This window comes from Arthrobacter sp. NPDC080031 (assembly GCF_040702485.1).
Taxonomy (GTDB): domain Bacteria; phylum Actinomycetota; class Actinomycetes; order Actinomycetales; family Micrococcaceae; genus Arthrobacter.
In genome coordinates this window covers 81,159-95,471 of the sequence record NZ_JBFBLA010000009.1, presented here as the reverse complement: position 1 = coordinate 95,471, position 14,313 = coordinate 81,159, and the positions used below count along the sequence as shown (strand labels likewise).

The window sequence follows — 14,313 nt, the reverse complement described above, 5'->3', positions numbered from 1 at the left end:
TTGCAAAACCCGGCCCTTATGCTCAGGAAACTAGCTCTGGGAGGCCGCTGGCCCCATCTGCAAGCCGCCAAAACGGCACCCTCTAGGGAGCTGTACAGTCCGGGGAGGTTTCTCGCCCCTGTGCGCCGTTCACGCAAATCCGCTGACGCGGGAGCCGATGAAGTTACCCGTAGGTATCCCGCGGGCCCCGCCCATTGACGCTTCGGCCGCCCTTGCGCCAGCTCGGTGCCGTGGGCGCGAGTACTTGAATGGACGTCACCACTCCGTCTCCGAGTTCCCTTCGGAACATGTCCAGGAGGCTGGTGCTCAGGAGCCTGAGCTGCGTTGCCCACGCGGTGGAATCGCAGCGGACATGGAGCGTGGTGTCCGTGAAGCTCTCAGGAGTGCAATGCGCGGAAATCTCCGGCCCCACCAAGGCATCCCACTCTGCCATCACGGAGCCGACGGCCACTGGAGAAGTCCAGCCCCGTTCGGCCACGAGCCTCCCGACGACTTTCCCCAGGCCAAGCGGATCCCGGCCGGTGCCGTGGAATTGACTGAACCCGCGGGTGTCGCGGACGCCTTTGCGTTTAGGAGCGGCGCCCGTCCGCGGGGCGGCGCGGCGGATTTCGCCCCGCGCGGCGGCCGCTTCGCGCATCCGGTTCAAAGCTGATTGGGCAGCGTCAATCTCGTCAGGGTCCCTGCCCGGCTGGCGTCCGCCTGGGCTATCCTTCTCCATCAATGCCTCCGGGCACAACCTTTACGCGTCGCCCCGCCAGTTCCTCGGGAATGTCGGCGTCGACGGCGGCCGTCACCAATACCTGCTCGGCGCCGGCCACTATTGCAGCCAGTTTACGCCTGCGCTGCACATCCAGTTCGGCAAACACATCGTCGAGGATGAGGATCGGAGCGGAACCGCCGGTGCGGGTGTCATCGAGCATGACGTAGTACGAGGCCAGGCGCAGGGAGAGGCACATGGACCATGTCTCGCCATGGGAGGCATAGCCCTTGGCCGGAGCTTGGCCCAGAACCAGTTCCAGTTCGTCCCGGTGGGGTCCGACGAGGGAAATCCCGCGCTCCAACTCCTTGCGGCGCGAGGAAGCGAAGGCCTGGACGTAGCGCTCAGTGAGTTGATCCACGGACAGCAAGCGGAGCTCCTCCACCCCCTCCGAACCTTCAGCGGGCCGCTCGGCGGGACCGCCGTCGTCGTCCAAGACGCCTTGAATGGTGGAGCGGTAGACCGCGCCGGCCTCTTTGGATCCATCCGTCAGTTGCGCATAAGCGCTCTTGAGATGAGGTCGGAGCCGTTCCACGAGTTCCAGCCGCGCATGCAGGAGTTCCGCACCGGCCCGCGCCATGTGCTGGTCCCAGACATCGAGCGTCGCCTCGTGTCCCGTGGTGAATTTTCCGGTGCGGGCCGATTTCAAGAGGGCGTTGCGCTGTTTGAGCACGCGGTCGTAGTCGCTGCGGGTCGCCGCGTGCACCGGCATGAGACTGACCAGCAGTTCGTCGAGGAATCGACGGCGATTGGACGGATCACCTTTGACCAAGGCAAGGTCCTCAGGTGCGAAAAGCACGGTCTGGCAAATGCCCAGGATGTCGCGGGCACGTACAGGATTTCCACGGTTGATCCGGCCTCGGTTGGCACGGCCGGCATTGATTTCGAGCTCCACCACCGTCGATTGTTCCCCGCGGACGAGCTTCGCCCGGATCAACGCGCGATCCGTGCCGAAACGCAGGAGCGGCGCATCCGTGCTCACGCGGTGTGAACTCAGGGCGGCCAGGTATCCGATGGCTTCCATGAGGTTCGTCTTGCCCATGCCGTTGGACCCCACCAGGACGGTGACACCGGGGCCGAGCTTGAGGTCAACCTGCGCGTAGCTGCGGAAATCGGTCAGCGAAAGATGTTCGAGGTACACGCGTACTGCTGGGCGACCGGGGCCTATTTGGCCGGACGGGTGGCGTGGCCGCCGAACTGGTTGCGCAGCGCGGACACCATCTTCATGGCCGGCGAGTTGTCTTCGCGGGAGGAGAAGCGGGCGAAGAGCGCCGCGGTGATTGCCGGGGCGGGGATCGCGTTGGCAATCGCTTCTTCAACGGTCCATCGGCCCTCGCCGGAGTCCTCGACGTAGTCCCCGATGGAGGCCAGGCCCGGATCTTCGTCCAAGGCTTTGACCATGAGGTCCAGGAGCCAGGAACGGACAACCGTGCCTTTTTGCCAGGCACGGAAGGTGCCGGGCAAGTCCTTGATGATGTCCTTGGCCGCGAGCAGCTCGTAGCCTTCGGCGTAGGCCTGCATCAGACCGTATTCGATGCCGTTGTGGACCATCTTGGCGTAGTGGCCCGCTCCGACGCCGCCCACGTGGACGAAGCTGTCGGCGCGATCGCCTTCGGGGCGGAGCGCGTCGAATACCGGCATGGCCAGTTCGATGTCCTCATCCGCGCCGCCTGCCATGAGTCCGTAGCCGTTCTGCAGGCCCCAGACGCCGCCGGAAACACCGCAATCGGCGAAGCGGATGTCCTTGGACGCCAGGAAAGCCGCGTGTTTCTGGTCTTCGGTGAAGCGTGAGTTGCCGCCGTCGATGACCATATCCCCGGCGGAAAGCTTCTCGCCGAGTTCGCTGATCACTGCATTGGTGATGTCGCCGGAAGGAACCATGACCCAGACCAGGCGCGGCGTTGGAAGGGCAGCAATCAGTTCGTCAACGGATGCGACGTCGGCGATGTCCTGATTGCGGTCGAAGCCAGTGACTTCGATTCCGCCCTTGCGCATGCGTTCGCGCATGTTGAAACCCATTTTTCCAAGGCCGATCAGTCCGATGTGCACGGTGTGAACTCTTTTCTGCGTTGGTGTATTTGGTATTGACCCGACTGGCTCGCACTTGTTGTCGTTTGGGGAGCCCGGAACGACAACAATTGCTAGCTAGTTGGGGAGGCGGACGGGCATCACGAGGTAGCGGTAGTCGCCCTTGTCATCGCCGTCGGCGTCAACCTGGGCGGTGATCATGGCCGGCTTGGGCGCGGTGGTGAAGGAGAAGCGCACGAACTTGGTCTCGATCACGCTCAAGCCTTCCACGAGGTAGTGCGGGTTGAAGGCCACCGTGATGTCTTCACCGCTGAGCTGGGCTTCGAGTTCCTCGGATGCCTGAGCGTCTTCGCCGGTACCGGCGTCGAGGTTCAGCTGTCCCTGGGTGAACGCCAGGCGAACCGGGGTGTTTCGTTCGGCGACCAAGGACACGCGGCGAACGGCTTCAACGAGTTCCTGCGTTTGGACCGATGCGTGGATCGGCGTGGAATCCGGGAACAGGGACCGGATCTTGGGATAGTCGCCGTCGACGAGCAAGGAAGTGGTAGTCCGCCCGCCGCTTTCGAAGCCAATCAGCCGGCTGTCGTCATCGGCGAGGGCGAGATGGATATCGCCGCTGCCACCGAGGGTCTTGGCTACCTCGTTGAGGGTCTTGGATTTCACCAGGGCACTCGTGGAAATTCCCGGGGTGACCGGCTTCCACGGTACTTCGCGCATGGCGAGGCGGTATCGGTCCGTGGCGAGGAGGGTGATCATGTCATCCTCGATCTCCATCCGGACGCCGGTGAGGATCGGCAAGGTGTCATCCCTGCTGGCCGCGATGATGACCTGTGAAACGGCTTGGGCGAAGGCGTCGCCGGGCAAGGTTCCGCTGATGGCGGGAAGCGCCGGAAGCGGCGGGTATTCGGATTCCGGCATCGTGGCGAGATGGAAGCTGCTTCGACGGCACGTGAGGGTGACCTTGCTGCCATCGGTTTCGATTTCGACGGGAGCCGAGGGGAGGCTGCGGCAGATGTCGGCCAAAAGGCGCCCGGAAACCAGGATGGTTCCCTCGGTGGTGATGTCAGCTGGAATCTCGAGACGGGCGGAGGTCTCGTAGTCAAAGCTCGAGAGACTCACTGTTCCGGCTTCTGCCTTGAGCAGGAGACCTGAGAGTACCGGGACGGGCGGCCGCGGAGACAAGGACCGGGCTGTCCATGTGACGGCTTCTGCCAGGACATCCCGCTCGACTCTGAACTTCACGGAAGGGTGCCGCCTTTCATTGCTGCTGCCAGTGTTCCACCGGAAACTCCCCAGGAGCCCCGAAATCCGGCGCCCGGAACCCGAAGCTGCCGGGTCCGCAGTGAGCGAACTACAAAGCAGCGCCAAGGATGGACGCGATGCAGACAGCTTAGCCGGAACTTCGGGCATTAACCCATCCCCGGCCTGCTGGCTTGTGGTTCGAGGCAGCCACGGGCTGCGTCGATGGGTGGGCGGAAGGAGATTGTTATTTGAGGGAATTCATTTTTTTGGGATTAGTAGTGTTAATAACCCCTGTGGAAACTGTGGATAACCGCCTCTGGACCCGCAGTTCCGCGGTTAAGCCCTGTTCACGATATGTGGGTGACAGGGGTTTTAAACAGGGTGTGGACGTGGATAACCCCCAGGGCCGTTTTTAACGATCCACAGACGGCTTAAGGGTTTTAAGCCCATTAACCGTGCTTGTCCCCTTAAGTATCCACAGGCTTATCCACATGTGCCTGTTAATAAGGTATGTAGTACCTCGAGGAGTGAGTCAGGAATCGCGTTGTTGCTGCTTGATGCGGTTGGTCAGCTCAGTCACCTGGTTGTAGATCACACGGCGCTCGGCCATCAGTTCGCGGATCTTGCGGTCCGCGTGGATCACCGTGGTGTGGTCGCGGCCGCCAAGCTCCTGGCCGATCTTCGGCAGGGACATGTCCGTGAGCTCGCGGCACAGGTACATGGCGATCTGCCGCGCGGTCACCAAGGTGCGCGTGCGGGACTTGCTGCAGAGCTCTTCCATGCTGAGCTTGAAGTACTCGGCCGTCTGCTTCAGGATCTGGTCGGCCGTGATCTCCTGGGCGCCGTCGTCGGTGATCAGGTCCTTCAGCACCATTTCGGCGAGGGCCACGTCCACGGGCTGGCGGTTGAGGCTGGCGAACGCAGTGACGCGGATCAGGGCGCCTTCGAGTTCGCGGATGTTGCTGGAGATCTTGGAAGCGATGTACTCCAAGGCGTCGTCGGGGGCGGACAATCCCTCGCTCTGGGCCTTCTTGCGGAGGATCGCAATGCGGGTTTCGAGTTCCGGCGGCTGGATATCCGTCAGCAGGCCCCATTCGAAACGGGACTTCATGCGGTCTTCGAACCCGGCAAGCTGCTTCGGCGGGAGGTCCGAGGTGATGACCACCTGCTTGTTGTTGTTGTGCAGGGCGTTGAAGGTGTGGAAGAACTCCTCGAGCGTGCGGTCCTTGCCCGCCAGGAACTGGATGTCGTCAATCAGGAGCACGTCGACGTTGCGGTAGGTGGTCTTGAAGCTGGCGCCTTCGTCGTCGCGGATGGAGTTGATGAAGTCGTTGGTGAACTCTTCGGAATTCACGTAGCGGACCCGGATCCCGCTGTAGAGCCGGCGGGCATAGTGGCCGATCGCGTGCAACAAGTGCGTCTTGCCGAGCCCGGAGTCACCGTAGATGAACAGCGGGTTGTAGGCCTTGGCCGGTGCTTCCGCGACCGCGACGGCGGCGGCATGCGCGAACCGGTTGGAAGAACCGATCACGAAGGTGTCAAAGACGTACTTAGGGTTGAGCCGGCCGAATTCGTGCGAAGTACTCGGCGGGGTGGGCTGCGGCTTCAGTTCCACGGCCAGGTCGTTCGCGGAAGAGAGTTCGACGGCGGGGGCCGGCTCTTCGTGGATGGGAACCAGATCCGTGTCGACGTCGATTGCGCACCGGATGTCGTCGGAAAAGACGCTGCGGAGGGCGTCATCGAGGGCGTCCTTGACCTGCGTCTGGAGAACCTCACGGGTCAGCTCGTTGGGCACGGCGACCAAGAGGGTGGAGCCGATCAGGCCCTGCGCCTGGGCAAGGATAACGAAACCGCGCTGCCGGGGTGTGACGCGATCGTCTTGTTCCAGCAGGCTCAGCACCCGCCGCCAGGAACTTCCGACCGTGTTGGCGTGGTTGGCTTCGTCTACCGTCATCAATTGGTTCCCTCGAGTGCTTGCTTGCCTGGATTGCGGCAGCCGAAGGTCCGTGGCCGATCAAAGGGCGTGGATTCCGAACCGAATCCACAGGGTTATGCACAGTCCGTGGATAATCGGCTACTGAGACACTCTAGGGGATGGAAACTCCAGAAGATAGCTGGGAAGAAGCTTGTGGATAATTACACCGTTGTGGTTCTGAAACGGGCTCTGTGAGCCACTTCATCCACAGGCTGGCTGGGGTACTTAGCCACAGCTGGGGATAGCGGGCTCCGCGGCTTCCGGTTTGACCTGGGGGGTCTTTTTGCCCTAACGTTGTGAAGTCCTATGTGTCCGCTTTTTGACCGCCCGTACCTCCGGTAATTCCGGCGTTGGGCGGCGGCGGATACTCAATAAACTTAGCGTCGGCCAGTTCTTCCCCTTTTGATCGGGTGGGCGCACCTTTGATCCACTGGAGTAACTAACGTGAGCAAGCGGACTTTTCAGCCGAATAACCGCCGTCGGGCCAAGAAGCATGGCTTCCGCCTTCGTATGCGCACCCGTGCCGGCCGTGCCATCCTGGCCGCCCGTCGTGGCAAGGGCCGCGTCGAACTGTCGGCCTAAATAACTGACTCGTCGGTCAGCCTTCCAAGCGAGTCAATAGGTGCTAGCCACCCGTAACCGTCTGCGGACTTCTACCGACTTTTCAACAACTGTACGTTCCGGCGTCCGCAATGGACGCCGGAACTTAGTGTTATATACGGCACCTATCGGTGCCGGAGAACCGAGCCGCATCGGCTTCATCGTTTCCAAAGCTGTCGGGAACGCTGTGACCAGGAACCTCGTTAAGAGGAGACTGAGAGAAGCAGGTGCATTGTCTTTGAATAGGCATGGCACGGGTCTTGCTGTTGTGGTCCGGGCGTTGCCCGCGGCTGCGACGGCGAGCTGGGACCAGCTGCTGACGGATTACAATGCCGCCTTGGCGGCAACCACGAAACGGCTCGGCGGATCCTCTCCGCGGGTTGTTTCGCCCACCCAGGGCACCACAACGGAAGGGACACCGCGTGCATGAGCTGAGCTCCGCCGTCGTCCGCTTCTTTAGAGTCGCTCCGAGGATCCTCGGAACATTTTTGTGGGAGCTGCCGCGCAACGTCCTCATCATCTTGCTGAAGACGTATCGCAGGATCATCTCTCCCTTGTACGGCCAGGTGTGCCGGTTCTTCCCTTCCTGCTCGGCGTATGCCCTCGAAGCGGTGACGGTACACGGTGCCGTCAAGGGAAGCTGGCTCGCAGTGCGGCGCCTTGCGCGTTGCCACCCCTGGAACGCCGGCGGTGTGGACCACGTCCCCGCCGGACATCGTCACTGGCCCGAAGGCCGGACGCCCACAATTGTTGTACTGAACAACCCGGACCAGTTCCTGGCTGTGTGGTCTGATGAAGACGGTCGCCGCACAGCGGCCTGAGGAAATAGGGAAAACGTATGGACATCTTTGGAACAATTCTGGCCCCGTTCAAGTGGCTAGTGTCCGCGATCATGCTGGGGTTCCACGACGGGCTGAGTTTCATCGGCCTGCCGCCGGAGAACGGCTGGACCTGGACGCTGTCCATCATCGGCTTGGTGCTGGTGATCCGTGCCGCCCTGATCCCTGTCTTCGTCAAGCAAATCAAGGCCCAGCGAGGCATGCAGCTGCTTCAACCTGATCTGAAGAAGATGCAGGCGAAGTACAAGGGCAAGACCGACCAGCTCTCCCGCCAGGCGATGGCGCAGGAACAGATGGCGCTGTACAAGAAGCACGGCACCAACCCGTTCTCCGCTTGTTTGCCCATGCTGATCCAGATGCCGTTCTTCTTCGCGCTGTTCCAAGTGCTTTCCGGTATCAGTGCTGCGAAGGAAAGCGGCACCGGCATCGGGGCTTTGAGCCATGAGCAGGTAGTGCAGTTCGATGCATCCAGCATCTTCGGCGCCCCCCTCTCGGCTTCGCTGCTTCACGGCGGCGGTGGCGGCGACCAGACGGTCGTGTGGGTTCTCTCCATCGTGATGATCCTGGCCATGACGGCGTCGCAGTTCATCACGCAGAAGCAGATCATGGCCAAGAACATGTCCGAAGAGGCAATGGCCAGCCCGTTCATGCGCCAGCAGAAGATGATGCTCTACATTCTGCCGCTCGTCTTCGGTGTGGGTGGCATCAACTTCCCGATTGGCGTGCTTATCTACTGGACCACCACCAACTTGTGGACCATGGGCCAGCAGTTCTTTGTCATCCGCCGCATGCCGACTCCGGGTTCCCCTGCGGCGAAGGCGCTTGCTGAACGTCGCGCAGCCAAGGGCTTGCCTTCCCACCCACTCCTGGGCGGTAAGAAGGACGCAGACGTCGCTGCCGAAGTGGCCGCCGTCGAGGTCAAGGCACAGCAGCGCATCCAGCCACAACGTAAGAACAGGAAGAAGAAGTAATGTCTGTTGAAAGCACCGAAGAGGCAACGGCCGCTGCCGCTCAGGAACCGGCAGAAGCCACAGAAGAAACTTCTGAAGAAGGCACTGCTGCCGGCAAAGGCACTTCCGTGAGCCGCCTCGAGGAAGAGGGGGACGTCGCCGCCGACTACCTTGAGGAACTCCTCGACATTGCCGACATCGACGGCGACATCGACATTGAGATCCGCAACGGACGCACCTACATCTCCATCGCGGCTGAAGACGACTCCGAGGGGCTTGAGAGCCTGGTCGGCCGCGACGGTGAAGTGCTTGAAGCCCTTCAGGAACTCGCTCGCCTGTCCGTGCTGTCGGCGACTGAAAACCGGTCCCGCCTGGTGCTCGACATCAACGGCTACCGCAAGGAACGTGCCGGCGATCTGCAGCAGATTGCCGAAGACGCCGTCGCGAAGGTCAAGGAGACCGGCGCCTCTGTGGCACTTGAACCAATGAGCGCCTACGAACGCAAGATTGTGCACGACGCTGTCGCGGACCTCGGCTTTGTATCCGAGTCCGAGGGCGAGGGCGCCGGCCGCCACATTGTGGTTTCGGCCGACTAACGGATCATGGTTGAAATTACGGCAGCCGAACTCCAGGCGGCAGAGAAGATTTTCGGTGACCGTCTTGGTCTCGCCCAGCGGTACGTAGAACATCTGGCGACGTCGGGAACCGAGCGCGGGCTGATTGGCCCGCGCGAGGTTCCCCGCCTGTGGAGCCGGCACGTTCTCAATTGCGCGGTCATCGAGTCGGTGATTGCCCACGGAAGCCACGTTGCAGATGTTGGTTCTGGCGCGGGGCTTCCGGGCTTGTGCCTGGCGATTGCACGCCCCGATCTTGAACTCACGCTGATCGAACCCCTGGAGAGACGCGTCATCTGGCTTCAGGAAGTAGTGGACGACCTCGGGCTGGGCAACGTCACCGTCATGCGCACCCGGGCCGAACTCGCAGTGGGAATGGTCGACGCGGACGTTGTCACGGCGCGGGCTGTCTCTGCGCTGTCCAAGCTCGCTGGCTTGACCATTCCCTTGCTCAACGGCAAGGGTGAAGTGGTTGCGATCAAGGGCCGCAGTGCTGCTGAGGAGATCGAGCAAGCAGCAAAAGTGATCCGCAGGCTCGGCGGCGTGGAAACGTCTGTTGTGGTTTGTGGGCAGGAGCTGCTGGAAGAACCCACCACCGTGGTGCGGATTGTCGTTAACAAACAGGGGAAGATCGCTTAGCTTCGGCGCTGTGTCCCGCGTGTCCCCGACTGAGCGGTTAAGCTAGAGAACGGCAGCTAGAGCCGAATGAGAGTGAGAGTGTGACAGTGGGCAGTAGCGAAACCTCCACCCAGCGGATCCCGCCATTTATTTCCTTGGGGTCGGCTCGGGCCATGGCTGCACCCTCGGCGTCCTTTGAATCGGCGCTGATGCGCACGAATTCGGTTGCGAACGCCGCTGTTTCACGTGAAACCCTGATTGCCGGACACGACAACGTCATGGACTCCATCGACGACTCCAGCCCTATTGCGCGCCAGCTCGCCAACGAGACCCGACGTCGCGAACGGCTGCTGGGGCGCGAGCTCCCCAAGCCGGAGAAGACCCGGATCTTTACCGTGTCCAATCAAAAGGGCGGCGTCGGAAAGACCACCACTACCGTCAATATTGCGGCCGCTTTGGCTTCTGCTGGACTTAATGTCCTGGTGATCGACATCGATCCCCAAGGAAATGCGTCCACCGCTCTCGGCATTGAGCACCACGCCGACGTCGACAGTATCTACGACGTGCTGATCAACGATCTCCCGCTACGTGACGTTGTGGCTCCTTGCCCTGATATTCCCAATCTCATCTGCGCCCCGGCAACCATTCACCTGGCGGGCGCCGAAATTGAATTGGTTTCCCTCGTGGCACGGGAGCAACGCCTGCGCCGCGCAATCGATGTGTATTCGAAGGAACGCGCAAAGAATGGTGAAGGTCGCCTGGACTACATCTTCATCGACTGCCCGCCCAGCTTGGGCCTGCTCACGGTCAACGCCTTCTGCGCGGCCAGCGAGGTACTCATCCCGATCCAGTGTGAGTACTACGCATTGGAAGGCCTGAGCCAACTCCTTAAGAACATCGAAATGATCCAGAAGCACCTCAATGCTGATCTGGTCGTTTCCACCATCCTCCTCACCATGTACGACGGCCGCACGAACCTGGCCGCACAGGTGGCTTCCGAAGTCCGGCAGCATTTCCCGGAACAAGTTCTCGGTGCCGTGGTTCCTCGCTCCGTGCGCATCTCGGAAGCTCCAAGCTACCAACAGACGGTGATGACCTACGATCCGTCATCCAGCGGCGCGTTGTCCTACATGGAAGCCGCCGCGGAAATCGCCGAGCGCTAGACTTCCTTAATCACTGCAATATCCTTGGCGGGCTCTATTCTTGCCATTCCACCGGAGGGACATACTAATGAGCGAAAAGCGACGAGGCCTGGGTAGGGGTCTTGGGGCTCTCATTCCCAGCTCCGCTTCGGCCGGTGCATCGGGCAATGGCGTTCCGACGTCCCGGCCTGTGGACCTCTTCTTCCCTGACGCACGCAAGACCCCGGAGACGGTGGATGCTCCTGAAGTGCCTGAGACCGAGGTAGCGAAGAGCTCGCCTTCGCGAGGCTCTTCGTCCAGGAGCACGACGGCGGCAAAGGCTCCTGCTGCGAAGTCGCCCGCTGCGAAGGTCACCGCCGATGAAGAGCAGGCCGCGTCTGAGCCTGCCGATGATACTGCCGATGGCGCTTTTTCCGAGTCCGTTCCCGCGGAATCGTCCGGGGTCGAACTTGTCGAGGTTCCCGGGGCGCGCTTCGCCGAAATCCCGGTCGGGGACATTCATCCCAACCGCAAGCAGCCACGCAGCGTCTTCGACGAGGACGACATGGCGGAGCTGGTTCACTCCGTCAAGGAAATAGGCGTCCTCCAGCCAATTGTTGTGCGTACTTCAACCGAAAAGGGTGGAGAACCGTACGAACTGGTGATGGGTGAACGGCGATGGAGGGCTGTACAGGCCGCCGGGCTCGAAACCATTCCCGCGATCGTTCGCGACACCAATGATGATGACCTCCTGCGCGATGCTTTGCTGGAAAACCTGCACCGCAGCCAACTGAACCCTCTGGAAGAAGCAGCCGCCTACCAGCAACTGCTGGAGGACTTCGGTACCACCCACGAGCAGCTGGCCGATCGGATCGGACGGTCCCGCCCGCAGGTGTCCAACACCCTTCGCCTCCTCAAACTTCCTCCCCTCGTGCAGCGACGCGTTGCCGCCAGCGTACTCTCGGCCGGCCATGCCCGCGCACTGCTCGCTCTTCCCGACGCAGCCGCGATGGAGCGTCTCGCACAGAAGATTGTGTCTGAAGGAATGTCCGTACGGGCAACTGAGGAAGCAGTGGCGTTGTACCAGGATCCTACGGTGCCGCCTAAGAACAGCATCCCGCGCCCGAATGCGCGCCATGAGCGCCTCGACTACCTCGCATCTTCTCTTTCCGATCGGCTGGACACCAACGTCAAGATCACCCTCGGGGCCCGAAAGGGTCGGGTCAGCATTGAGTTTGCAAGCGTCGAGGATCTGAACCGCATCATGGATGTTTTGGCGCCCGGAGATGAAGGCTAGCCGCTCGATTTCTCAGGAACTGGGGTTTGCTTCTGAGGAGGCAGGCCCCATTTTCATTTAATGGTGCTCGTGGGTGTGCGGAGATCAGTTGATTCCGTGGCGATGTTCATCGTAGTTGGAGCGGTGTACGTGCTCTCGGGCTGGCGCCTTCCCCTGCGGGTACAGCGGTCCTGCACGCTTTCCCTGGAGTGTCCGTCGCGGCCAGCCGCTCTGCTCCGGGTTGTCACTTGTGTTTCACGTGAAACGCATCGGGCTGGGCCCATAAGCAGGTAGGAGTCGGTCTTCTCATCTGCCCGCTGCGATGGTCCGATTTGAGTCGCCTCGGCAAACGCACGGTTGAGTGCTCTCTCGAACGCTTCCGCTCGAGCTCGCTGGAACATGCCTACGTGACAGGAATGCCGGGCTCCCCTAAGTTTCGGTCGTGGCTGCCAGCCTCATTTGCGACCACATGTCTTTGCGATTCACGTGAACCGTAGGGCACGTTCGCCTTCTCCTACTGTTGACCTGTGAGCCTCGCTCGATCCTTCGCTGTTGACTCAGGGATCTGCGGTTCGTGGTCGATCTGACCTTGGGCCTTCGGGTCCATTTCGCTCGCCTTCCTTTGTGGATGGAGATAACGGTCGTCCTTCCCATGTGTTCGCGACAAGGTCCGCGCTAGGGCGCATCTGAAGAACCTTCAACCTGGACTCTGCGCCTGCGCCTGCACAGCGCCAGACCTTGGGCTGAACTACAGTCGGTAATGCCCCAATAGTCCGGGCGTGCTGGTCCGGGCACGCTGCGCCCAGTTGGCCACCTTCTCTGTGTCTCGCTGAGGTGCAGATGTTTCACGTGAAACAGCCGGCCCGGCGCGTGCGTCCCTGATGGCCGCACACCTTGATCTCACTTTCGCCTGAACAGGTCAGTCCGGCAGGTGGCCTGGTAGCCACGCTGAGGTCGGCTGTCAGTACGCTCGGTTTCACGTGAAACCGGGGACTACAGGCTGGGCCAAGAGCAATTCAGGGCTTGCGGTTCGATATTTGATAGTGGACTCGCAGTACGTAACCAATGTCTTGCGAACCGGCTCGGTGAGGCGCCTCAGAAGGCGCCACTTGATTGGCCTGCTTCTGTCCACTCAGCGTTTAGAAGGGGATTTCCTGCATTGGGCTACGCCCATCGGGTCACCCGGGACCCGGCTAAGGTTGGAGTACTGAAGGAAAGTTGTCTTTAGTTGTGATGGGCTCAGTGGCGATGGGCTCGACCAGGCCTTGCCACCATTTCTTCCCATGCGTCGAACTTGCCATCTTCCACCGACCCTGCCCGGCAGGCTGGCTGGGCAGCGTGGCAATAGGAGAAGCAAGCATCGTCTGCCCGTGACGCGTGCTGACGGGTGCCCAGGATCATTACGATGGCGGATCCGGACGACTGAGTGCGGCGTGCGTTAGGCGGCGCTTTTGGGCGTCTGGAACGTGGAATTGCCAGCAGCTGGTCTCGGCTCGGTGGGAACAGCCAAGGGCGGGGAGCTATCCGCGACTATGCAGCGGTAGGTGGGGGGCTTGCCGATTGCTCGCGCTGGTTGTCGTCTCGTGTCTGGGACTGCGAGTGATTGCCACTGCAGATCTCGCACCTAAGCGATGCTGAACCCTTTTGCTGGGATCTGCGACATGAGCTCGAGGCCCCGACCTCGGGTACTGCTCCCCTGTTGGCTTGGCGGTTGGATTTGAACATACTGGAGCGTTCCGTGATCCTCCTGGACCCCGGCGGCACCGATGAGCCTGGGTCGAGTCCGAGCCGGCCACCGGGATTGTTGCGTCCTCGATGCGGGGGCTCGCCCAGGATCGTGAGCGAAGGTCCCAAGCCGTAGGGTGGGAGTTGACTCGGCTTGCCCTCGGCCGGGACTCGGCAACCAATGGTCAGTATCGTCAACGGCTCCACCGGCAAGGTGATCGCATTGCCCTGCAGTCCGAAGCGGCTGGGATGCGAGCGTGGGAGGGTCGATGCTGGAGCGGTTATCCGCGCCCAGGCCGATGGCCGGACGGTTGATTTTCAGACGGGGCATCGGCCGCGGTGCTCGTTTGGAATGAAGCTGTTTGCAGAGTGGTCTCCCCCACGGTCCTCACGCCACGTTCATCCTCGGCGCTTTGACCGGGCCTACCCGTTCTGGGCCTACCCTTCCCGGCGCGGCCCTGTTTCGGGTGTGAGTGATCTTTGGTTCGTGCGTGCCCGTGCGATGAGCTTGCTCCGAGACAAGCCGGATAGCGAGCGATTCGTTGGAAGGGAGACATCCGCACGGCAG

At 61.5% G+C, this 14,313-nt stretch carries 13 protein-coding genes; 8 read left to right on the top strand and 5 right to left on the bottom strand.

Annotation, left to right across the window (positions count from 1 at the left end; genetic code table 11):
• Window positions 1-163 precede the first annotated feature (163 nt).
• The 5 genes from AB0323_RS09470 to dnaA form a co-directional block, all read right to left on the bottom strand.
• Window positions 164-718: a DciA family protein gene (locus tag AB0323_RS09470; protein WP_234752970.1), complete on the bottom strand. Its 555-nt coding sequence runs from the start codon at window positions 716-718 to the stop codon at window positions 164-166.
• Window positions 705-1,898, bottom strand: a complete 1,194-nt coding sequence (gene recF / locus AB0323_RS09465) for a DNA replication/repair protein RecF (RefSeq protein WP_366177087.1) — start codon at window positions 1,896-1,898, stop codon at window positions 705-707. Before recF ends, AB0323_RS09470 begins: the two co-directional genes overlap by 14 nt.
• A 23-nt stretch (window positions 1,899-1,921) precedes the next feature.
• Window positions 1,922-2,842, bottom strand: a complete 921-nt coding sequence (gene gnd / locus AB0323_RS09460; protein WP_366177156.1) for a phosphogluconate dehydrogenase (NAD(+)-dependent, decarboxylating) — start codon at window positions 2,840-2,842, stop codon at window positions 1,922-1,924.
• 60 nt (window positions 2,843-2,902) lie between these two features.
• On the bottom strand, window positions 2,903-4,027 hold the full coding sequence (gene dnaN / locus AB0323_RS09455) for a DNA polymerase III subunit beta (protein WP_366177086.1): 1,125 nt from the start codon (window positions 4,025-4,027) through the stop codon (window positions 2,903-2,905).
• 532 nt (window positions 4,028-4,559) lie between these two features.
• Window positions 4,560-5,981, bottom strand: coding sequence for a chromosomal replication initiator protein DnaA (dnaA, locus tag AB0323_RS09450; RefSeq protein ID WP_078107068.1), 1,422 nt, complete (start codon window positions 5,979-5,981; stop codon window positions 4,560-4,562).
• 465 nt (window positions 5,982-6,446) lie between these two features.
• Between dnaA and rpmH the strand changes: the two genes are divergently transcribed.
• The 8 genes from rpmH (at window position 6,447) to AB0323_RS09410 (ending at window position 12,041) form a co-directional block, all read left to right on the top strand.
• Window positions 6,447-6,584, top strand: a complete 138-nt coding sequence (rpmH, locus tag AB0323_RS09445) for a 50S ribosomal protein L34 (RefSeq protein ID WP_011776797.1) — start codon at window positions 6,447-6,449, stop codon at window positions 6,582-6,584.
• Window positions 6,585-6,624: 40 nt separating this feature from the next.
• Window positions 6,625-7,032: a ribonuclease P protein component gene (gene rnpA, locus AB0323_RS09440; RefSeq protein ID WP_078107069.1), complete on the top strand. Its 408-nt coding sequence runs from the start codon at window positions 6,625-6,627 to the stop codon at window positions 7,030-7,032.
• A gap of 1 nt (window position 7,033) precedes the next feature.
• A complete protein-coding gene (gene yidD, locus AB0323_RS09435; RefSeq protein ID WP_364538863.1) occupies window positions 7,034-7,423 on the top strand; it encodes a membrane protein insertion efficiency factor YidD in 390 nt (129 codons plus the stop codon).
• Between the two features lie 17 nt (window positions 7,424-7,440).
• The gene (gene yidC / locus AB0323_RS09430) at window positions 7,441-8,412 is read left to right on the top strand and encodes a membrane protein insertase YidC (RefSeq protein WP_366177085.1); all 972 of its coding nucleotides are present in this window, start codon (window positions 7,441-7,443) and stop codon (window positions 8,410-8,412) included.
• Window positions 8,412-8,987 carry a R3H domain-containing nucleic acid-binding protein gene (locus tag AB0323_RS09425; protein ID WP_366177084.1) on the top strand — a complete coding sequence of 192 codons (576 nt, stop codon included), beginning with the start codon at window positions 8,412-8,414 and terminating at the stop codon, window positions 8,985-8,987. Before yidC ends, AB0323_RS09425 begins: the two co-directional genes overlap by 1 nt.
• Window positions 8,988-8,993: 6 nt before the next feature.
• On the top strand, window positions 8,994-9,644 hold the full coding sequence (rsmG, locus tag AB0323_RS09420) for a 16S rRNA (guanine(527)-N(7))-methyltransferase RsmG (protein ID WP_366177083.1): 651 nt from the start codon (window positions 8,994-8,996) through the stop codon (window positions 9,642-9,644).
• Between the two features lie 86 nt (window positions 9,645-9,730).
• Entirely contained in the window at window positions 9,731-10,786 is a 1,056-nt protein-coding gene (locus tag AB0323_RS09415) for a ParA family protein (RefSeq protein ID WP_366177082.1), read from the top strand.
• Window positions 10,787-10,853: 67 nt separating this feature from the next.
• Window positions 10,854-12,041 carry a ParB/RepB/Spo0J family partition protein gene (locus tag AB0323_RS09410; RefSeq protein WP_366177081.1) on the top strand — a complete coding sequence of 396 codons (1,188 nt, stop codon included), beginning with the start codon at window positions 10,854-10,856 and terminating at the stop codon, window positions 12,039-12,041.
• Window positions 12,042-14,313 lie beyond the last annotated feature (2,272 nt).